This is a genomic window from Streptomyces sp. NPDC093085, assembly GCF_040683935.1.
Lineage (GTDB): Bacteria > Actinomycetota > Actinomycetes > Streptomycetales > Streptomycetaceae > Streptomyces.
This window is the reverse complement of record NZ_JBFBFB010000011.1, coordinates 1-18,830: the sequence shown is the minus strand read 5'-3', so window position 1 is coordinate 18,830 and position 18,830 is coordinate 1. Positions and strand designations below refer to the sequence as shown.

17 protein-coding genes are annotated in these 18,830 nt (G+C 70.1%); 7 read left to right on the top strand and 10 right to left on the bottom strand.

The genetic code is table 11. The features are described from left to right. Positions 1-330: 330 nt before the first annotated feature. Both AB0O07_RS25965 and AB0O07_RS25960 read right to left on the bottom strand, forming a co-directional pair. Entirely contained in the window at positions 331-1,269 is a 939-nt protein-coding gene (locus tag AB0O07_RS25965) for an SDR family oxidoreductase (RefSeq protein ID WP_365637377.1), read from the bottom strand. 58 nt (positions 1,270-1,327) lie between these two features. Further along, a complete protein-coding gene (locus tag AB0O07_RS25960; protein ID WP_365637374.1) occupies positions 1,328-2,380 on the bottom strand; it encodes an alpha/beta hydrolase in 1,053 nt (350 codons plus the stop codon). Between the two features lie 252 nt (positions 2,381-2,632). Here AB0O07_RS25960 and AB0O07_RS25955 point away from each other — a divergent pair, with 252 nt between their 5' ends. Together AB0O07_RS25955 and AB0O07_RS25950 are read left to right on the top strand one after the other, a co-directional pair. Continuing rightward, a complete protein-coding gene (locus tag AB0O07_RS25955; protein ID WP_365637372.1) occupies positions 2,633-3,631 on the top strand; it encodes a LysR family transcriptional regulator in 999 nt (332 codons plus the stop codon). A gap of 269 nt (positions 3,632-3,900) precedes the next feature. Continuing rightward, positions 3,901-4,440 (top strand): hypothetical protein, encoded by a 540-nt coding sequence (locus tag AB0O07_RS25950; RefSeq protein ID WP_365637369.1) that lies wholly within the window; start codon positions 3,901-3,903, stop codon positions 4,438-4,440. 160 nt (positions 4,441-4,600) lie between these two features. On the opposite strand, the gene AB0O07_RS25945 is transcribed toward AB0O07_RS25950, so the two are convergent. Both AB0O07_RS25945 and clpB read right to left on the bottom strand, forming a co-directional pair. Then, positions 4,601-5,128, bottom strand: coding sequence for a YbjN domain-containing protein (locus tag AB0O07_RS25945; protein ID WP_365637367.1), 528 nt, complete (start codon positions 5,126-5,128; stop codon positions 4,601-4,603). Positions 5,129-5,361: 233 nt separating this feature from the next. Further along, positions 5,362-7,986, bottom strand: a complete 2,625-nt coding sequence (gene clpB, locus AB0O07_RS25940) for an ATP-dependent chaperone ClpB (RefSeq protein ID WP_365637364.1) — start codon at positions 7,984-7,986, stop codon at positions 5,362-5,364. Positions 7,987-8,190: 204 nt separating this feature from the next. Between clpB and AB0O07_RS25935 the strand changes: the two genes are divergently transcribed. Continuing rightward, a complete protein-coding gene (locus AB0O07_RS25935; protein WP_365637361.1) occupies positions 8,191-8,646 on the top strand; it encodes a pyridoxamine 5'-phosphate oxidase family protein in 456 nt (151 codons plus the stop codon). A 107-nt stretch (positions 8,647-8,753) separates the two neighbouring features. Here the strand turns inward: AB0O07_RS25935 and AB0O07_RS25930 are convergent, their stop codons facing one another. Beyond that, the gene (locus AB0O07_RS25930) at positions 8,754-9,089 is read right to left on the bottom strand and encodes a (2Fe-2S)-binding protein (protein ID WP_365637359.1); all 336 of its coding nucleotides are present in this window, start codon (positions 9,087-9,089) and stop codon (positions 8,754-8,756) included. Next, entirely contained in the window at positions 9,086-9,355 is a 270-nt protein-coding gene (locus AB0O07_RS25925; protein ID WP_365637358.1) for a hypothetical protein, read from the bottom strand. The genes AB0O07_RS25930 and AB0O07_RS25925 overlap by 4 nt, the downstream gene beginning before the upstream one ends. Before the next feature lie 126 nt (positions 9,356-9,481). Here AB0O07_RS25925 and AB0O07_RS25920 point away from each other — a divergent pair, with 126 nt between their 5' ends. Next, the gene (locus AB0O07_RS25920; protein WP_365637355.1) at positions 9,482-10,498 is read left to right on the top strand and encodes a helix-turn-helix transcriptional regulator; all 1,017 of its coding nucleotides are present in this window, start codon (positions 9,482-9,484) and stop codon (positions 10,496-10,498) included. Positions 10,499-10,798: 300 nt separating this feature from the next. Next, on the top strand, positions 10,799-11,776 hold the full coding sequence (locus AB0O07_RS25915) for a LuxR C-terminal-related transcriptional regulator (protein ID WP_365637353.1): 978 nt from the start codon (positions 10,799-10,801) through the stop codon (positions 11,774-11,776). Positions 11,777-11,965: 189 nt separating this feature from the next. Here AB0O07_RS25915 and AB0O07_RS25910 read toward each other — a convergent pair whose 3' ends face one another. The 4 genes from AB0O07_RS25910 to dnaK form a co-directional block, all read right to left on the bottom strand. Further along, on the bottom strand, positions 11,966-12,445 hold the full coding sequence (locus AB0O07_RS25910) for a helix-turn-helix domain-containing protein (protein ID WP_365637351.1): 480 nt from the start codon (positions 12,443-12,445) through the stop codon (positions 11,966-11,968). 4 nt (positions 12,446-12,449) lie between these two features. Further along, on the bottom strand, positions 12,450-13,640 hold the full coding sequence (gene dnaJ, locus AB0O07_RS25905) for a molecular chaperone DnaJ (RefSeq protein ID WP_365637348.1): 1,191 nt from the start codon (positions 13,638-13,640) through the stop codon (positions 12,450-12,452). Between the two features lie 69 nt (positions 13,641-13,709). After that, the gene (grpE, locus tag AB0O07_RS25900) at positions 13,710-14,366 is read right to left on the bottom strand and encodes a nucleotide exchange factor GrpE (RefSeq protein WP_365637346.1); all 657 of its coding nucleotides are present in this window, start codon (positions 14,364-14,366) and stop codon (positions 13,710-13,712) included. Continuing rightward, positions 14,363-16,219, bottom strand: coding sequence for a molecular chaperone DnaK (dnaK, locus tag AB0O07_RS25895; protein ID WP_365637343.1), 1,857 nt, complete (start codon positions 16,217-16,219; stop codon positions 14,363-14,365). Before dnaK ends, grpE begins: the two co-directional genes overlap by 4 nt. A 284-nt stretch (positions 16,220-16,503) precedes the next feature. On the opposite strand from dnaK, the gene AB0O07_RS25890 reads away from it, so the two are divergent. Both AB0O07_RS25890 and AB0O07_RS25885 read left to right on the top strand, forming a co-directional pair. After that, positions 16,504-17,121 (top strand): sugar transferase, encoded by a 618-nt coding sequence (locus tag AB0O07_RS25890; RefSeq protein WP_365637340.1) that lies wholly within the window; start codon positions 16,504-16,506, stop codon positions 17,119-17,121. Positions 17,122-17,190: 69 nt separating this feature from the next. Further along, positions 17,191-18,830, top strand: a 1,640-nt coding sequence (locus tag AB0O07_RS25885; protein WP_365637338.1) for a (Fe-S)-binding protein, incomplete at its 3' end; no start/stop codon positions are given.

The following is an 18,830-nucleotide window of genomic DNA, read 5'->3' as shown; positions in this document are numbered from 1 at the left end:
GGTTCTTTCCCTTCATGTTTCTTCGGGGGACCACTGGGGCCACCGGAACACGGAAACCCGGGTTCCGGTGACCCGAGCCACGTTTCCCCCGGTGCGGCACGGCGCCCCCGGGGCACGTGTCACGCGCCGGTGAGGCCGTCGATCCCCCGCTAGGGCCGGAGCCCGAAGCCGTCGGGGTTGCGTTCGCCGAAGACGGGCGGCAGTTCCTGGCCTGCGAATACGCCCCGGTCCCGCCCCGTCCCGTCCCTGTCCTGACCTGCCCTATCCCGTTCCGTCCCGTCCCCGTCCCGTCCCGTCCCGCCCCATCCCGTTCCGTTCCGTCCGGTCCCGTCAGGTTCCGGGAACCTCCAGGGCCTCAGGGACCTGCGGGGCCCCGGGAGCCCCCGGAGCCCACGGACTCCGCGGGAACTCCGGTTGCTCGGGGCCGTGGGGGATGTCGATGCGCTCCTCGCCCGTGCGCAGCGCCCGCAGGATGACGCGGGCGACGTACTCGGGGGTGTGCGCGACCAGGCCGGGCGGTGCGTTGCCGCCGTCGCGGAACATGCCGCCGCCGAATTCGGTCGCGGTGATGGACGGCAGGACGAGCGAGACGTCGATGCCGTCGTCGGCGAGCTCCTTGCGGGCCACCGCGCTGAGCATGTTCACCGCCGACTTGGACGCGGCGTAGGCGCCGACCCCGGGCGGGGCGAGCACCGTCGTACCGGAGCTGACGTTGACGATGCGCCCCTCCCCCTGGCTCCGCATCACCGGTGCCGTGGCCTGGATCGCGGAGAGGACGCCGATGACATTGAGGTCGAGCAGGCGCGCGTACGCGACGGGGTCGACCTCCTCCAGGCGGCAATGGAAGCTGGCCCCCGCGTTGTTGACCAGGCCGTCGATCCGGCCGTACCGCCGCACCGTGAGCTCCACCAGGCTCCGTACCTGCGCCGGGTCGGTCATGTCGGTGGGGACCGGGAAGGCGGTGTCCAGTTCGGCGCCCAGGGCGGTCAGGCGGTCGGCGCGGCGCGCGGCGAGGACGGGGAGCGCGCCCGCGCGGTGGAGGAGGCGGGCGGTCGCCTCACCGATGCCGGAGGAGGCCCCGGTGACGATGACCACGCGTCCGGTCAGGTCCTGGCCCTGGCCCTGGCCTTGGCTCTGGACCTGGACGCGGCCCTGCACCTGGTCCTGGACCTGTACCTGCCCCTGGGCGCGGCCCAGGTCCTGGACCTGATCCTGACCCTGGCTCTGGACGCGGCCCTGCACCTGGTCCTGGACCTGATTCGAGTTCATGCCATCCCAACTTTCCGCGCTTCCCGCACTTTCCATTCCTTCCGCACTTTCCTTCGGCTCAGGCGAAGTGGGTCGCGAACCACGCGAGCATGGGCTCCGGGCGGCGCTGGAACTCCAGATAGCCGTCCCAGCGGGCCGTCGTGCCCTCGATCCACTGGAGTTTCTTCCGCGCGACCGGGATGTTGTCGAACATTGTCTGTACGTCGCTCGGGAGGGTGAGCACATCGCCGCGTACCTGATAAAGGAAGGCCGGGACAGTGACATGCTTCGCCCACTCGATCGGGCTCCGGCGCGCGAAGCCGATGCTCGTCCGCAGGACGATGAGTTCTTCGAGCCGGTCGATCCCGTCGGGGAGGCCGATCATGGCCAGCCGGCGTTCGAGGATGGTCTTCGCAGTCACCGGCTGGGGACCGACCAGACAGCGCACCCCGGCGAACGCCTCGGGGAACCGGGCCATCGCCGCGAAGGTGGAACTGCACCCCAGGCAGCGGCTGAACAGGCCGATCTTCATATGGCGGGTGTCGTGGCGGCTCCGTACGTAATCCAGCGAACCGACGACGTCCCGGGCCTCGTAGATACCGCTGGAGGCGATCCCTCCGTTGGCCGCGCCGCTGTGGCCCAGGTTCCGCAGGTCGTAGGTGAGCACGTTGTAGCCGGCGTCGTGGAGGATCTTGAGGTCCGGGGTGAGGTCGACCTCGAAGCCGTTGCCGCTCGGCGCCCAGAGGGAGTGCCAGGGTTCCAGGTGGGAGGGGAGTCCGGAACGGCTGAACCCCATGGGATGGTTGGCGATGATCACCTTGTCGGATCCGCGCGCCGGGATGAACCAGCCTTCCAGCGGCACGCCGTCCCGGGCGGGGAAGGTGACGTCCTCGTAGTCGAGGCCGTGCTCGTCCGGCGTATGCAGGATCGGGGAACGCTGCGTGAAGCTGAACGCGTCGGCGAACTGCGTCAGCAGCGCTTCGGAGTCGGCGGCGCCCGGGGACGCGCCCGGGGACGCGCCCGGGGATGCGCCCGGGGGCGCGGGCGCGGCGGTGGCCGTCGGGGCGCCGGCCAATGCCCCCGTGGCGGCGAGGCCGAGGGCGGTCGCCACGCCCATGGAGGTGTTCAGCATCTGCCGCCTGTTCGGACCACTCGTACCGCTCGGGCCACTCGGCCTGTTCGGACTGCTCGGAAGGTCACCCATGGCCGCTTCTCCTCTTCTCCTCACGGAAGGTCAGGCCGTCGCGATGGCCCTGCACAACCCCGCGAAACCCAGGGGCAGTTGCCCCGGGGCAGCACCCCCGCCGGCAGCCCTGGCGTCAGTCAACCCGGCCCCCTTCCGAACCTGAAGGACCGATCCGAGCGCCATTGATACCGTGCGGGTATGAAGGACCTCGACGTCCGGCAGCTCCGCTACTTCGTCACCGTCGCCGAGGAGTTGCACTTCGGGCGGGCGGCCCGGCGGCTGGACATGGCGCAGCCACCCCTGTCCCGGGCCATCAAGGAGCTGGAACGGCAGTTGGGCGTTCCGCTGCTGGAACGCACCACCCGCCACGTCCGGCTCACCCCTGCCGGCGAGGTCCTGCTCCGCGACGCGCGGACCGTGCTCGACGCCGTCGCGGCGGCCGTCCGGCGCACCCGGCACGCGGGCCAGGCCGAGCCGGGGGTGCGGCTGGCGCTGAAGGCCGATTACGACGGCGGGCTCCTGCCCCGGATCCTCGCCTCGTACCGGCAGGAGGCGGCGGCGCTCCCGGTCGAGCTGGTACTGGGCGGCAAGGACGAGCAACTGCCCGCGCTGCGCGGCGGCCGGGCGGACATCGCGCTGCTGCCCATCCCCTTCGACACCCGGGGCCTGGACACCGAACCACTGCTGACCGAGCCCCGGCTGGTGGCCCTGGCCGCGACCGACCCCCTCGCGAACCGCCCGACCCTGCACCTGACCGACCTGGCCGGCCGGACGCTGCCCGACGGAAAACCCGCCGACCACGAGGCCCAGCCCTCTCCGACCACCGCTACCGCTACCGCCGCCGCCCACGAAGGCCCACCCCCTCCCACCACCACCACCACCACCACCAACGGTCACCCCCTCGCGAAGCCATCCCCCACCCCACCCCCCACCCCACACCCTCCCCTCGCCGAGGCCCGGCCGAGGATCAGGGACCTGGCGCAGATCTTCAGCCTGATCGAACTGGGCAGCATCATCTGGTTCCCGCCCGCGTCCGTGGCCCGCCGCCACCCCCGCCCCGGCATCGTCTACCGGCCCGTCAACGGCCTCCCGCCGCTCACCCTCGCGTTCGCCTGGCCGCAGGAGTCCCGGTCACCGGCGATCGCCGCCCTGGTCCGTACGGCCGTCGCCGTAGCGGCGGCACCCTCGCCCCGATAGCCCAGGCACCCCGCGCACCCCGGGCACGCCACCCACCCCCGCCCATAAGATGCCGCACACAGGGGACGGGGGAACGAGTGGGGGAACTCATGACACCGGCAACACCGGCAACACCGATAACACCGGCAATACCAACAACACCGACATGCTGGTTCTGCGAACAGCACGCCCCAGCGTCATGGCATGACCGCGTCATAGGGCTGCACCGGGGCACGGAGACCACGAGCCGCTGGATCGTCGTCCTGCGCACGACATGGCAGCAGCGGGTCGTGTACGTGCCGCGCTGCGCCCGCTGCCACACCGGCCACCAGATCGAAGTGGCCTCGGCGGTGTTCTTCGTCGCCGCGCTGATCGCCTACGCGGGCAGCGGCCAACTGGACCGGCTCCTCGGCATCCTGCCCGCCTCGGGCGGAGAGCGGACCGCCGCCGCGCTCTGGGCCGCCGGGGCCTGCCTGCCGGGGCTCGCCTGGATCGCCGTCCGCCACGCCCGCCTGCCCTGGCACCGCCTGGCACCCCGGCGCAGGGGGTACGCGTACCACCACCCGGAGGTGATCCAGCTCCGGGACGACGACTGGCGCCTGAGGCCCGGCCCCTTCCCCTACTGGGGAACCCCGCCGAACCCGCACCTCCCGCCCCGCCCCGGCAGACTCCGGCGAGCCGCCGGCCACACCGCCGACCTGATCGCCGCGTCCTGCTTCCTCGCCGCCCCCATCAACTACTTCCAGGGGTACGACGAACTCGCCGGGGTCCTCATCGCGGCAAGCGCGGCACTGGCCTTCCTGTCCTCAAAACTCAAGCCCGGACGCTGAACGCGGTAAGGAATCCTCGTGCGCGGCGGAAGGAACTCCCCGTACAAGGAGAGCCCCGTACAAGGAGAGCCCCCGCACGGGGGAAACCCCTCCGTACACGCGGAAGCCCGGCCCGAGTCCACTCGGGCCGGGCTTCCGGCGCTCGGTCGCGGGACGTGACTCAGACGTCCTCGGGCTTCTCGTCCCCGGGCGCCAGGCCGAACTGCTCCACGAGCCACTTGTCGAACTCGATCGACGCCCGCACCCAGCTCACCGTCGACGAGACGAAGTGCTCCAGGCTGACCCCCATGCCGATCAGCATCTGGGCCTCGCCGATGAGGCGGACGGTGGGCGGGCCGTCGCCCTCCTCGTGGACGTGGCTGTAGACCTTGGGCCACAGGGTGCGGCGGTTCCAGTCGTCGATCGCGTCCAGGATCTTCGACTTGTCCGCGATGGGGTGCGGCCGGTCGTAGAACGTCCGCACCGAGAAGACCTGCTGGTCCTCCTCGCCACGGAACATGAAGTACGTACGGAACTCCTCCCACGGCGCCGCGAGGTCACCCTCGTCGTCGACGACGTACTTCAGCTCCATCTGGTCCAGAAGCTGCTTGACCAGATCCTGGTCGGGGACGACGGGGCCCGCCGGTCCTTCATTCTGCGGTTGGGGCTGTCCCCCGAAATTCGGAATCGAGGACGGGTCGATGCTCACCGTGTATTTCCCTTCGTACGGTTCCTGCCATCCTCCCCCATCCCGGGCGGTCCCTGGCAAGCCCATCCGCAGCCGCACGGGTCATGGATTCGTCATACGCTCCGTGAGCCGCCCGGCCGACCGCTTCGCAGGCCCGCCGCTCGCGCGGTGACGGGCCTGCGAGCGCCCGGGCAAGGCCCCGCCGGAGCAGACGAAGTCGACGCCTGCGCCGCCTTCGTCCGCACCGCCTTCGTCTACGCCGTCTTCTCCAGCGTCACGTCCGCCGGTCCCCCCGGCTCCCCCCGCCCCACCATCAGCCCGTCCCCGACCTGGTCCACCCGGACCGTGTCGCCGTCCGTGATGTCGCCGGCCAGGATCTCCCTCGCGAGCTGGTCGCCGATCGAGGTCTGGACCAGGCGGCGGAGGGGGCGGGCGCCGTAGGCGGGGTCGTTGCCCTCCTTCGCGAGCCAGGCCAGGGCGGCGGGGGTGACGTCGAGGGTGAGGCGGCGGTCGGCGAGGCGCTTGGAGAGCTGGGCGATCTGGAGGGCCGCGATGTGGGCCAGCTCGTCCTCGGAGAGGGCGGAGAAGATCACCATGTCGTCCAGGCGGTTCAGGAATTCCGGCTTGAAGGCCGAACGGACGGACTGGAGGACCTGTTGGCGCTTGACCTCCGGCGGCGTGTCCGGGTCCACCAGGTACTGGCTGCCCAGGTTCGAGGTCAGCACCAGGATCGTGTTGCGGAAGTCGACCGTCCGCCCCTGGCCGTCGGTGAGGCGGCCGTCGTCCAGGACCTGGAGCAGGATGTCGAAGACCTCGGGGTGGGCCTTCTCGACCTCGTCCAGGAGGATCACGGAGTACGGGCGCCGCCGTACCGCCTCGGTGAGCTGGCCGCCCTCCTCGTAGCCGACGTATCCGGGCGGCGCGCCGACCAGCCGGGCCACCGAGTGCTTCTCCCCGTACTCGCTCATGTCGATGCGGACCATCGCCCGCTCGTCGTCGAAGAGGAAGTCCGCGAGCGCCTTGGCCAGCTCGGTCTTGCCGACGCCGGTCGGGCCCAGGAAGAGGAAGGACCCGGTCGGGCGGTCCGGGTCGGCGATGCCCGCGCGGGTGCGGCGTACGGCGTCCGAGACCGCCTGGACCGCCTCGTGCTGGCCGATCAGCCGCTTGCCCAGCTCCTGTTCCATCCGGAGCAGCTTCTGCGTCTCACCCTCCAGCAGCCGGCCCGCCGGGATCCCGGTCCAGGAGCCGACGACGTCCGCGATGTCGTCCGGGCCGACCTCCTCCTTGACCATCGTGTCCTTCGCGGCCTCCTGCTCGGCCTCCGCCGCCGCCTCCAGCTCCCGCTCCAGGCCGGGGATCTCCCCGTACAGGAGCTGGGACGCGGTGTCGAAGTCGCCGTCGCGCTGGGCGCGCTCGGCCTGGCCGCGCAGGTCGTCCAGGCGCTCCTTCAGCTCACCGACCCGGTTCAGGCCCTGCTTCTCCTTCTCCCAGCGCGCGGTGAGGCCGCGCAGCTCCTCCTCGCGGTCGGCGAGGTCGCGGCGGAGCTTCTCCAGGCGCTGCTTGGAGGCGGGGTCCGACTCGTTCTTCAGCGCCAGCTCCTCCATCCGGAGGCGGTCGACGGAGCGCTGGAGCTCGTCGATCTCGACCGGCGAGGAGTCGATCTCCATCCGGAGCCGGGAGGCCGCCTCGTCCACCAGGTCGATCGCCTTGTCGGGGAGGAAGCGCGAGGTGATGTACCGGTCGGAGAGGGTCGCCGCGGCCACCAGCGCCGCGTCCGCGATCTGCACCTTGTGGTGCGCCTCGTACCGGCCCTTGAGCCCGCGCAGGATCGCGATGGTGTCCTCGACGGTCGGCTCGGCCACCAGCACCTGCTGGAAGCGGCGCTCCAGCGCGGCGTCCTTCTCGATCCGCTCGCGGTACTCGTCCAGCGTCGTCGCGCCGACCATGCGCAGCTCGCCCCGGGCCAGCATCGGCTTGAGCATGTTGCCGGCGTCCATCGAGGAGTCGCCGCCGGCGCCCGCGCCGACGACCGTGTGGAGTTCGTCGATGAACGTGATGATCTGGCCGTCGCTCTCCTTGATCTCGGAGAGAACGGTTTTCAGCCGCTCCTCGAACTCGCCCCGGTACTTGGCGCCCGCGACCATCGCCCCCAGGTCGAGCGAGACCAGCCGCTTGTTCCGCAGCGACTCCGGCACGTCGCCCTTGACAATGCGCTGCGCCAGCCCTTCGACGACGGCGGTCTTGCCGACGCCGGGCTCGCCGATGAGCACCGGGTTGTTCTTCGTACGGCGCGACAGCACCTGCACCACGCGCCGGATCTCCTGGTCCCGGCCGATGACCGGGTCGAGCTTGCCCTCACGGGCGGCGGCGGTGAAGTCGGTGCCGAACTTCTCCAGGGCCTTGTACTGGCCCTCCGGGTCGGCGGTGGTCACCCGGCGCCCGCCGCGCGCCTTCTCGAACGCGGTGAGCAGCCGGTCCGCCGCCGCGCCCTGCCGCGCCAGCACCTCGCCGGCCGGGCCGCCCTTGGCCGCGACGCCGATGAGCAGGTGCTCGGTGGAGAGGTAGTCGTCCCCCAGCTCCTTCGCCCGGCGCCCCGCGTCCGCGATGACCGCGAGCAGGTCGCGGTTGGGCTGCGGGGGCGCGACGGTCGACCCGGTGACGCTCGGCTCGGCGGCGAGCAGCCGCTCGGCGCCGGACCGTATGGCGGCCTGGTCGGCGTCGACCGCGGCGAGCAGGTCGGTGATGTTCTCGTTGTCCTGGCCCTCCAACAGCGCGAGCAGCAGATGCGCGGGGGTCAGGTCCGGGTGTCCCGCCGCCACCGCCCTGCTGGTGGCGGAGTTGATCGCATCCCGGCTCTTGTTGGTCAGCTCGGCGTCCACGTGGGCCCTCTCCTCCTTGCACGAGTCCTTGCGTGAGTCCCTGCTTAACCGGGTTTACGGGAGAACGCCGCCCGCGTCTCAGCCCCGCGCCCATCCCTGCTATCAGGCACCTACGTAAAGTTGAGTCTAGTCCACTCAAGCCCCGAATGCGCCCACCCCAGGGTGGAGATCGCGGTTGATCGGAGTCCACCTACGCTTTCGGGCATGACCGTCGACATACGCGCCCCCCGTCCTGATTTTCTCGCTTTCTGGCGCGAGCACCACTGGTGCACCCTGACCACGCGGCGCCCGGACGGGACCCCGCACCTGGTGCCGGTGGGGGTGACATACGACCCGGAGGCGCGGCTCGCGCGGGTGATCACCGGGCGCCGTACGGTCAAGGTCGCCAACATCCTGGCGGCGGAGCGGGCCGAGCAGGCAGGACAGGCAGGACGGGCCGGACAGGCCGGCCTCGGGGGCGTACGGGTGGCGGTCTGCCAGGTCGCGAAGGGGCGCTGGTCGACGCTGGAGGGGCGGGCGCGCATCCGTACCGGGCCGGAGGAGGTCACGGAGGCGGTACGGCGCTACACGGAGCGGTATCTGCGCGCACCCCGGGAGAACCCGGAGCGGGTGGTCATCGAGATCGCCGTCGACCGGGCCATCGGGCGCGGCCTGGGGTGACCGCCGCGGGCCCCGGGGAGCACAACGGCGCCATCGTGTTTCAGGTCCACGATGGCGCCGTTGTGTGGGGGAAGCGCCTGAACGATCTTGAACGACGGGGGAATCGTTCAGGCACTGCGGGGGGTGGCGAGGGTGGTTTGTGGTGACTCCTGCGGTGACTCGACGAGCTGGTGGTCACGCTGGTCGAGGTTGACGAAGATCATGTCGTAGCGGATGACACAGCGGACCGGGCGCGGCGCCCCCCGCGGCCTGCGGAGGCAGCGATAGGCACGCACGACCTCGTCCTCCTCGCGTACGACGACGATGGGCTCTCCGAAGAGAGTCACCATCAGGGAGTCCCCCCTGCGGGGAAGCGCGGTGACCAGATCGATGAAGTGCCACCCCGATCGGTACGCCGTGGCCATCTCGCGCCGGAAGACCCGATCGTCCGGCGGGACGGTCATGCCGCGAAGCCGGCCGGAGCGCTGCCCCATTCGATGTCGCCCTCTTCGCCCTGGAGGGACGCCGGGGACACCGTCCAGGAGATCTCTCCCGAGTCGGCCGCCTGGACGGAGGTGCCGGAGGTTCCGGACGGAGTACTGGTCCAGGAGATCTCCCCCGACGTGACGGCCTGGCCGGCCGTGCTCGCCGGTGTGCTGGTCCAGGAGATCTCCTCGACAGCACTGAACGCACCGAGAGCCAGAGCGGTAGAGAAAGCAGTGGCCCCCACCGCGCGAAGCATTCTCTGATACATAGTCGGCTTCGTCCTCACTTGATGGATTCCTCTCCCCCGCCATCTAGACGATGTCTCATTCGGACACGTCAACACCACCGGGACGAGGCATCATGTTCCTGCATGTTCAGGACCCTGAGGGGTGGAGATTTGACCGAAAGCATCTCAAAACCGACACATCCCCATGCCGTCACTGATCTGTGTGAAGACGGCAGGCGGCTTTACGCCAGCGCGCTACGCTCCGGACGCATCGCCCGGAGCGAGATCTCGGCGGCTCCCTGTCTCATGGAGTTCCCGCTCCTGCACCCGGATCCGGACGATCCCGACTGGCTGCGGCCCGTGCCGCCGTCCGCCGCGCTCGCCCAGCGCCTCAACCCGGTCGAGCGGGAGATCCGGGACAAGCGGCACTTCGCGGTGGCCCTGACCGACGCTTTCGAGCCGTTCATGGCCATCGCCGCCCAGGGGCCCCCGTCGACCCACGCGATCACCGTGCTGGAGGGCAAGAGCCGTATCAACGCGGCCATCGACGTCTCCACGGCCGCCTGCCGGACCGAGGTCCTCACCGTGCAGCCGGGCGGCGTCCGCAGCGCCGACGCGCTCGAACAGGGGCTGGAGCGCGGCCGGACCGTGGTGGACCGGGGGGTCAGCATCCGCACCCTCTACCAGCACACGGTCCGCCACGGCCAGGGCACTCTGGCGTACGCGGAGCGGCTCGCGGAGGGAAAGGTCGAGATCAGGACATTGGAAGAGCTGGTCGAGCGCCTGATCATCTTCGACCGCACCGTCGCGTACATCCCGGCGCGCTCGGACCGCGAACTCGCCCTCGAACTCCGCCACCCGGCGCTCGTGGACTATCTCGCGCAGGTCTTCGAACAGCTCTGGCGCCGGGCCACCCCGCTCACCGAGCAGGTCGCGTACGAGCCGACCCCCGACGGCATCTCCGGCGTGCAGCGCTCGATCGCGCGGCTGCTCATCGAGGGGTACGTGGACGAGGCGATCGCGCGCCGGCTGGGGATGAACGTACGGACCTGCCGCGCCCATATCGCCAAGCTCGCGACGACGCTGGGCAGCGGCAGCCGGGCCCAGCTCGGCTATCTCATCGCCCACTCGGGAATCCTGGACCAGGACCAGGAGCGCTGACCCGGCTTTTCGATTCACCTCTCCACACCTCGATCCGCACGCACCGCACATCTCCGCACCGCACACAGAAAAACCACACAGTGAACGCCCAGGGGTGACAGAAAACCGAACCGGCCCGAATCGGATCGAATTCCCTGAACCGGACGTCGAAATCCCGCCTCTGTGCGGCGAGAACCTGGCGGCGACCGCGGTCACTCTCTGTAGAGTGCCGAATCAGCCTGTCCGGATCAAGCGAAACCACCCTGCACTGATGCGCACTGCGGAACCGTGCAGGGCCGCGGAACCATGCGGGAGGGACATATGACACAACCGGACGCGGCGGAGCCGGGAGGGCCGTCGCCCACTGTGTCGCCCGAGGCACGGACCCTGCTGCACCGGCTCGTCCGCGGTGAGCGGGTCGGGCGGTCCGAGCCGGGGTGCACCGAGCTGATCGCCCTGGGCCTGGCGGTCCACGAGCCGCACAACGACCGCTGGACCGTCGCCGACCTGCACCATGCGGAACACAGTGCCATGGCGGAGGAACGCGCCTCTATCGGCCGCCACCTCCAGCGCATGGAGCAGCTCGACGCCTTGTACCGCGATCTCCGGGCATACGAATCACCCGCCGGAAGCGGAATCGAGTTTCTCGACCGGGTGGAAGACGTGAATGCCGCCATCATGCAGGCGGCGGATTTCGCGCAGACGCACATGTATACGGCACATCCGATATCCCGGCGCCCGGAAGGGCTGAGCGCGGTCATCCCGCGCGAGATCCGGCTCCTGGCGCGCGGTATCACCCGCCGCACCATCTATCCGGAGTCCGCCCGCGCCCGTCCGGCGGAACAGGAGTGGGCGGCCACCATGAGCGGGCACGGCGCGGAGATTCGTACCCTCGCCTCCGATTTCGAGCGAATGATCCTGGTGGACCGGGGATTCGCGGTCATTTCCGACCACCGGGACGCGCCGAGCAGAATGACCGCGTTCAAAGTGACCCACCCCGGCATGGTGGCTTTCCTCCTCCACCTCTTCGAGCAGCAGTGGGAGCGCGCCGAGCCGTGGATGGGCGGCCGGTTCCGGCCCCAGCGGGACATCGTCACCACGGGCCGCTCCCGGCGCATCCTCAACAAGCTCCGCGAGGGCCGCACCCTGAAGCAGATCGCCAGCGAGCTCAATGTCAGCCTGCGCACCGTCAACACCGACCTCAACAAGCTGTACGAGGCCGTCGGCGTCGACACGCTCTTCTCGCTCGGGGTCTGGTGGGGCTCGGAGGCCGCCGCGGAGGAGCGCAAGCTCGGCTGACTCCCCGGGGGACGGGAGCACGGGTCACGGGCCGCCAGAGGGCGCCCGTACGCCCCGTACACGCACGGAAAACGCCCGGCGGGTCTCCCCGCCGGGCGTTCCACGGCACTGCCCCGAGCGGGGCGCAGGACGGCCCGTCCGTCAGCCCATGGGACCGTCGACCCGTGGGACCGCCAGTCCGCAGGGCCGTCAGTCCGTAGGGCGCTTCGGCTTCGGGCGCCAGACGACCAGCGCGCTCGTCTGCTGCACATCCTGGTACGGCACCAGGTCCCGCCGGTACGACGCGTGCACCTGGGCCTCGCGCTGCCGCATCGCCGCCGCCGCGCCGTCCACGGCCGACGACAGCTCGGCGACCCTGGCCTGGAGCGCGGCGACCTGGTTCTCCAGCTCGATGATGCGTTTGATCCCGGCCAGGTTGATGCCCTCGTCCTGGGAGAGCTGCTGGACCTGCCGGAGCAGTTCGATGTCCCGGGCCGAGTAGCGGCGCCCGCGCCCCGCCGTCCGGTCCGGCGAGACCAGGCCGAGCCGGTCGTACTGCCTGAGGGTCTGCGGGTGCAGCCCGGAGAGCTGTGCCGCCACCGAGATGACGTACACCGGCGTCTCCTCGGTCAGCGCGTACGCCGCCCTGCCGAACGATGAGGACGGCCGCCGCCGCCCGTCCCTGTCCATCGGGTCATGCTCCCTTCGCCGCCTGGAACAGCTCCGCCCGCGGGTTCTCGTCCGCGGTCGCCTTCCGGTATGCCTCCAGCGCGTCCCGCGCCTGCCCGCCGAGGTCCTTGGGCACGACCACCTCGACGGTGACCAGCAGGTCGCCACGCGTGCCGTCCTTGCGTACGGCACCCTTGCCCCGGGCCCGCATCGTACGGCCGTTGGGGGTCCCGGCGGGCAGCTTCAGCGTGACCGGGGGGCCGCCCAGCGTCGGTACCCGCACCTCGCCGCCGAGCGCCGCCTCCACGAAGGTGACGGGCACGGTGATGGTGAGGTTGTCGCCCTTGCGGCCGAAGACCGGGTGCGCGCCGACATGGACGGTGACATACAGGTCACCGGCCGGACCGCCACGCTCGCCGGGCGCGCCCTTGCCCCGGAGCCGGATCCGCTGGCCGTCGCTGACGCCCGCCGGGATCCGGACCTGCATGGTCCGGGAGGACCTGGCCCGCCCGCTGCCCTTGCAGACCTCGCACGGGTCCTGGGCGATCAGGCCGCGCCCCTTGCAGTCCACACAGGGGTCGGTGAGCGAGAAGCCGCCGCCCGAGCCGCGCGACACCTGGCCGGTGCCGACACAGGTCGGGCAGACCCGCGGGGTGCCGTTCTTGTCGCCGGTGCCCGAACACGCCTTGCACGGCGCCTGGCTGGACATCCGCAGCGGGACCGTGGCCCCGTCGACGGCCTCGGTGAAGCTGAGCGTCACCTCGGTGTCGATGTCCTGGCCCCGGCGCGGCTGCGTACGGGTGCCCGCGCCGCCCCGGTTGAAGACCCCGCCGAAGAGGTCCCCGAGCCCGCCGCCGAAGCCGCCGGCCCCACCGGGTCCGCCCTGCGCACCGCCCTGTGCGCCGCCGAAGAGGTCGCCCAGGTCGAAGTTGAACGAACCGTTTCCTCCCGCGCCCGGCCCCGGGCGGAAGCCGCCGTTGCCGAAGAGCGAGCGCGCCTCGTCGTACTCCTTGCGCCGCTTGGGGTCGCCGAGGACGTCGTTCGCCTCGGAGATCTCCTTGAAGCGCTCCTCCGCCTTGGCGTCACCCTTGTTGGCGTCCGGGTGGAACTCGCGGGCGAGCTTCCGGTACGCCTTCTTGATCTCCGCCTCGGTGGCGTCCTTGGGAACGCCGAGAACCTTGTAGTAGTCCTTCTCCACGAAGTCCTTCGTGCTCATCCCCGACGTCCCTCCTCTCCGTACCCACCGGCGCCGCCGCCGGTCGTCGCGGCAGCGCCCGCATCACCCTCAGCCCTCTTCAGGGCCACCGTTCTCCTTGTCATCGGCCGCATCCGCCTGCTCCTCCGCGGACTTGGGCTGGGCGCCCGGCTGCGGCTCGGCGACCGCGACCCGGGCGGGCCGGATGGTCCGCTCGCCGAAGCGATACCCGGGCTGGAGGATCGCGACGCACGTCGTCTCCGTGACATCCGGCGCGTACGAGTGCATCAGGGCCTCGTGGATCATCGGGTCGAAGGGCTCGCCCTCGGTCCCGAAGGGCTGGAGGCCCAGCTTGACCGTGACCGCTTCCAGCGACTCGGCGACCGACTTGAACCCGCCGACCAGTTCGTCGTGGTCGCGGGCCCGGCCGATGTCGTCGAGCACGGGCAGCAGTTCGGTCAGCAGGTTCGCGACCGCGATCTCCTTGACGGTGACCCGGTCCCGCTCGACCCGCCTGCGGTAGTTCTGGTACTCGGCCTGGAGCCGCTGGAGGTCGGCCGTGCGCTCACCGAGCGCCGTACGGACCTGGTCGAGCTGGGCCAGCAGCGCTGCGTCCTGGATGTCCCCGGCGGGGGCCGCCGCCCCGGACTCCTTGGCGGAGTCCGGTTCGGCGGCCTTCGGCGTGGCGTCGTCGGCGCCGGAGGGGACATCGGGCTTCTCGTCGAAACCCGGGGTCTCCTCGCTCACGCGGCACCGTCCTTCCTGGGCTTCTCGTCGTCCACGATCTCGGCGTCGACGACATCGTCGTCGGCCTTGGCCTGGCCGGCGTCGCCACCGGCCGCGCCGGCACCGTCGCCGCCGGCCGCCTGGGCGTCCGCGTAGAGCGCCTGGCCGAGCTTCTGGGAGACGGCGGCGACCTTCTCCGTGGCGGTGCGGATCTCGGCGGTGTCCTCGCCCTTGAGCTTCTCCTTCAGCTCACCGAGCGCGGTCTCGACCTCGGACTTGATGTCGCCGGGGACCTTGTCCTCGTTGTCCTTGAGGAACTTCTCCGTCTGGTAGACGAGCTGCTCCGCCTGGTTGCGGGTCTCGGCGGCCTCGCGGCGGCGGTGGTCCTCGTCCGCGTACTTCTCGGCCTCTTCGCGCATCCGGTTGACCTCGTCCTTCGGCAGCGAGGAGCCACCGGTGACGGTCATCTTCTGCTCCTTGCCGGTGCCGAGGTCCTTCGCGGCCACGTGCATGATGCCGTTGGCGTCGATGTCGAAGGCGACCTCGATCTGCGGCACACCGCGCGGGGCGGGCGGCAGACCGGTCAGCTCGAACATACCGAGCTTCTTGTTGTACGCGGCGATCTCGCGCTCGCCCTGGTAGACCTGGATCTGCACGGACGGCTGGTTGTCCTCGGCCGTCGTGAAGATCTCGGAGCGCTTCGTCGGAATCGTCGTGTTCCGCTCGATGAGCTTCGTCATGATGCCGCCCTTGGTCTCGATACCGAGGGACAGCGGGGTGACGTCGAGCAGCAGGACGTCCTTGACCTCGCCCTTCAGGACACCGGCCTGGAGCACGGCGCCGATGGCGACGACCTCGTCCGGGTTGACGCCCTTGTTGGCCTCACGGCCGCCGGTGAGCTCCTTGACCAGCTCGGCCACGGCGGGCATACGCGTCGAACCACCGACGAGCACGACGTGGTCGATCTCGGAGAGCTGGATGCCCGCGTCCTTGATGACGTTGTGGAACGGGGTCTTGCAGCGGTCCAGGAGGTCGGCCGTGAGCTGCTGGAACTGCGAGCGGGTGACCTTCTCGTCCAGGTGCAGCGGGCCCTCGGCGGACGCCGTGATGTACGGCAGGTTGATCGTGGTCTCGGTGGACGAGGACAGCTCGATCTTCGCCTTCTCCGCGGCCTCGCGGAGACGCTGGAGAGCCATCTTGTCCTTGGACAGGTCCACGCCGTGCCCGTTGGCGAACTGCTTCACCAGGTAGTCGACGAGACGCTGGTCCCAGTCGTCACCACCGAGGTGGTTGTCACCGTTGGTGGCCTTCACCTCGACGACACCGTCGCCGATCTCCAGCAGCGAGACGTCGAACGTACCGCCACCGAGGTCGAAGACGAGGATGGTCTGGTCGTCCTTGTCGAGCCCGTACGCCAGCGCGGCGGCGGTCGGCTCGTTGACGATACGCAGCACGTTGAGGCCCGCGATCTCGCCGGCCTCCTTGGTGGCCTGGCGCTCCGAGTCGTTGAAGTACGCCGGAACGGTGATCACCGCGTCGGTGACCTTCTCGCCCAGGTACGCCTCGGCGTCCCGCTTCAGCTTCTGCAGCACGAAGGCCGACATCTGCTGCGGGTTGAAGTCCTTGCCGTCCAGGTTGATCTTCCAGTCGGTGCCCATGTGGCGCTTGACCGACCGGATGGTCCTGTCGACGTTGGTGACCGCCTGGCGCTTCGCGACCTCGCCGACGAGCACCTCGCCGTTCTTGGCGAAGGCGACGACGGACGGCGTGGTCCTGGCGCCCTCTGCGTTGGTGATGACGGTGGGCTCGCCGCCTTCGAGAACGCTGACGACGGAGTTAGTCGTGCCCAGGTCGATGCCGACCGCACGTGCCATTTCGATTCCTCCAGGCTACTTGAGTGGAACAGACTCAAGGATGCATCACGGGTCCCGAAGTGTCAAAGGAGCTGAGTCGAGGGGACTCAACTATTGTGCGCCGCCCACAGGACTCGGGGCAGCGCTCCGGGCGGGCGCTCAGAGCGCGTCCCGGGACGCGCTCGGGACACACCCGGCACGCGCTCGGGGTACACCCGGGGCGCCTTACGGACCCGTACCGCTCCAGCATGCGATTGTTCGGGAACAAAAGCCACAAATCGCTCAGAGAACGGTCAGATGTGACCATGAAGCGAATCCTGGCCCGTCTGCGCCACCGCTCCCGGCGCCTGGGCCGCCGCCTCGCCCCGCACCTCGACGCCAAGCGCCTGCTGGACCTGACCCTCGGCTCGGCCCTGCTGCTCCTGACCGCGCCCGTCCTCGCCGTCACCGCGGCCGCCCTCGCGCTCTCCCGCCCGGGCGGCGCCGCCTTCGTACGGAGCCGTCACACCGGGTTGAACGGGCGCACCTTCCCCCTGAGTTCCCTGGCCACCCGGCGCTGCCGGCTCGACCTGCTCTCCCGGCTGCCCCATGTCGTACGGGGCGATCTCTCCCTGGTCGGCCCGGCGCCCCTGCCGGCCGGCGCGCCCGCGGCGGCCCCGCCCTGGCGTCAGCTCGTACGGCCGGGACTGACCGGACTGGCGCAGGTACGGCGCGATTCGGCGCTCCCCTGGGACGAGACACCCCTGCTGGACCAGCACTATGTGGAGCACCACTGGATCGGCCTCGACCTGGCGATCCTCATCGCGTCCCCCATGGCGTCCATGAGGGTGTCCCGTACCGCAAGGGCATCAGCGACACAGATCACCGGTCGCACGGCTACATTGCGACGCCATAAGTGGGTACCCTCAGCACGAACTGATTAAGTTACCGCTTAGTAAGATCTTGCGATCGGACGGTGCGGTTTTCCCCCTCGCAGGCCCGAGGAGTGCCTCATGCAACTCGCCGCGATCATCGTGTCGCTGGTCCTGACCGCGGTCGGCGTCGCGCTCATCGGCCGCGCCGTCGCGCAGATCTACCAGTTCGTCAGGGTCGGCCAACCGGTGCCCGAAGGGAGCCGTACCGACGACCCCGAGCAGCGCAGCATCACCCTCGCCAAGGAGTTCGTCGGGCACACCCGGATGAACCGCTGGGGGGTGGTCGGCGTCGCGCACTGGTTCGTCGCGGTCGGCTTCCTCACCCTCGGACTGACGATCATCACGGCGTACTGCCAGCTCTTCCGGGCGGACTTCGTCCTTCCGGTGCTGGGCGGCTGGCTGCCGTACGAGATGTACACCGAGTTCATCGCCCTGGCGACGACGGTCGGCATCCTGGTCCTGATCGGCATCCGGCTGGCGAGCCTGCCCTCGCGGGCCGGCCGCAAGTCCCGCTTCACCGGCTCGAAGCTGGGCCAGGCGTACTTCGTGGAGTACGTGATCCTCGTGATCGGCCTCGCGATCCTCACCCTGCGCGGCCTGGAGGGCGCGATCCACGGTGTGAGCCACTATGAGGCGGCCTACTTCGTGTCGTACCCCTTGGTGGCGGCCTTCGGCGGGCTGAGCCTGGCCACCCTCCAGAACCTCGTCTACCTGGCCGCCATGATCAAGCTCGGTACGACGATGGCCTGGGCGATCACCGTCGGCCTCAACACCAACATGGGCGTCGCCTGGCACCGCTTCCTGGCCTTCCCGAACATCTGGTTCAAGCGCGAGGCGGACGGCTCCACGGCGCTCGGCGCGCTCCCCCCGATGACCAGCGGCGGCAAGGAGATCGACTGGGAGGACCCGGCCGAGGACGCGGTGTTCGGGGTCTCCCAGGTCGAGCACTTCTCCTGGAAGGGCATCCTCGACTTCTCCACGTGCACGGAGTGCGGGCGCTGCCAGTCGCAGTGCCCGGCCTGGAACACGGGCAAGCCGCTCTCCCCGAAGCTCCTGATCATGTCCCTGCGCGACCACGCGCACGCCAAGGCGCCCTATCTCCTCGCGGGCGGCGGCAAGGACCCGGAAGGCGCCGAGAAGGCCTCCGAGGAGGCGCTGAAGGCCGTACCGGCGGCGGCGCTGGCGGAGGCGGAGCGCCCGCTGGTCGGAACGCTGGAGGAGAACGGCGTCATCGACCCGGATGTGCTGTGGTCCTGCACCACCTGCGGGGCGTGCGTGGAGCAGTGCCCGGTGGACATCGAGCACATCGACCACATCGTCGACATGCGCCGCTACCAGGTGATGATCGAATCCGCGTTCCCGAGCGAGGCCGGGACGATGCTCAAGAACCTGGAGAAGAAGGGCAACCCCTGGGGGCTCGCCAAGAAGCAGCGCCTGGAGTGGACCAAGGAACTCGCCGCGGACATCGGCTTCCAGGTCCCGGTCGTCGGCAAGGACGTCGAGGACCTCACCGAGGTCGACTACCTCTACTGGGTCGGGTGCGCGGGCGCCCTGGAGGACCGCGCGAAGAAGACGACAAAGGCCTTCGCCGAACTGCTGCACATCGCCGGCGTCAACTTCGCGATCATGGGCGGCGACGAGAAGTGCACCGGCGACTCGGCCCGCCGCCTCGGCAACGAGCCGCTCTTCCAGCAGCTCGGCCAGGAGAACGTGGCGAT

Bases quoted from the DNA above. Each gene is read 5' to 3' on its own strand.
- AB0O07_RS25965 (WP_365637377.1), bottom strand. From the start codon at position 1,269: ATGAACTCGAATCAGGTCCAGGACCAGGTGCAGGGCCGCGTCCAGAGC.
- AB0O07_RS25960 (WP_365637374.1), bottom strand. From the start codon at position 2,380: ATGCTGAACACCTCCATGGGCGTGGCGACCGCCCTCGGCCTCGCCGCC.
- AB0O07_RS25955 (WP_365637372.1), top strand. From the start codon at position 2,633: ATGAAGGACCTCGACGTCCGGCAGCTCCGCTACTTCGTCACCGTCGCC.
- AB0O07_RS25935 (WP_365637361.1), top strand. From the start codon at position 8,191: ATGACCGTCGACATACGCGCCCCCCGTCCTGATTTTCTCGCTTTCTGG.
- AB0O07_RS25930 (WP_365637359.1), bottom strand. From the start codon at position 9,089: ATGACCGTCCCGCCGGACGATCGGGTCTTCCGGCGCGAGATGGCCACG.
- AB0O07_RS25920 (WP_365637355.1), top strand. From the start codon at position 9,482: ATGTTCAGGACCCTGAGGGGTGGAGATTTGACCGAAAGCATCTCAAAA.
- AB0O07_RS25915 (WP_365637353.1), top strand. From the start codon at position 10,799: ATGACACAACCGGACGCGGCGGAGCCGGGAGGGCCGTCGCCCACTGTG.
- AB0O07_RS25910 (WP_365637351.1), bottom strand. From the start codon at position 12,445: ATGGACAGGGACGGGCGGCGGCGGCCGTCCTCATCGTTCGGCAGGGCG.
- dnaJ (WP_365637348.1), bottom strand. From the start codon at position 13,640: ATGAGCACGAAGGACTTCGTGGAGAAGGACTACTACAAGGTTCTCGGC.
- dnaK (WP_365637343.1), bottom strand. From the start codon at position 16,219: ATGGCACGTGCGGTCGGCATCGACCTGGGCACGACTAACTCCGTCGTC.
- AB0O07_RS25890 (WP_365637340.1), top strand. From the start codon at position 16,504: ATGAAGCGAATCCTGGCCCGTCTGCGCCACCGCTCCCGGCGCCTGGGC.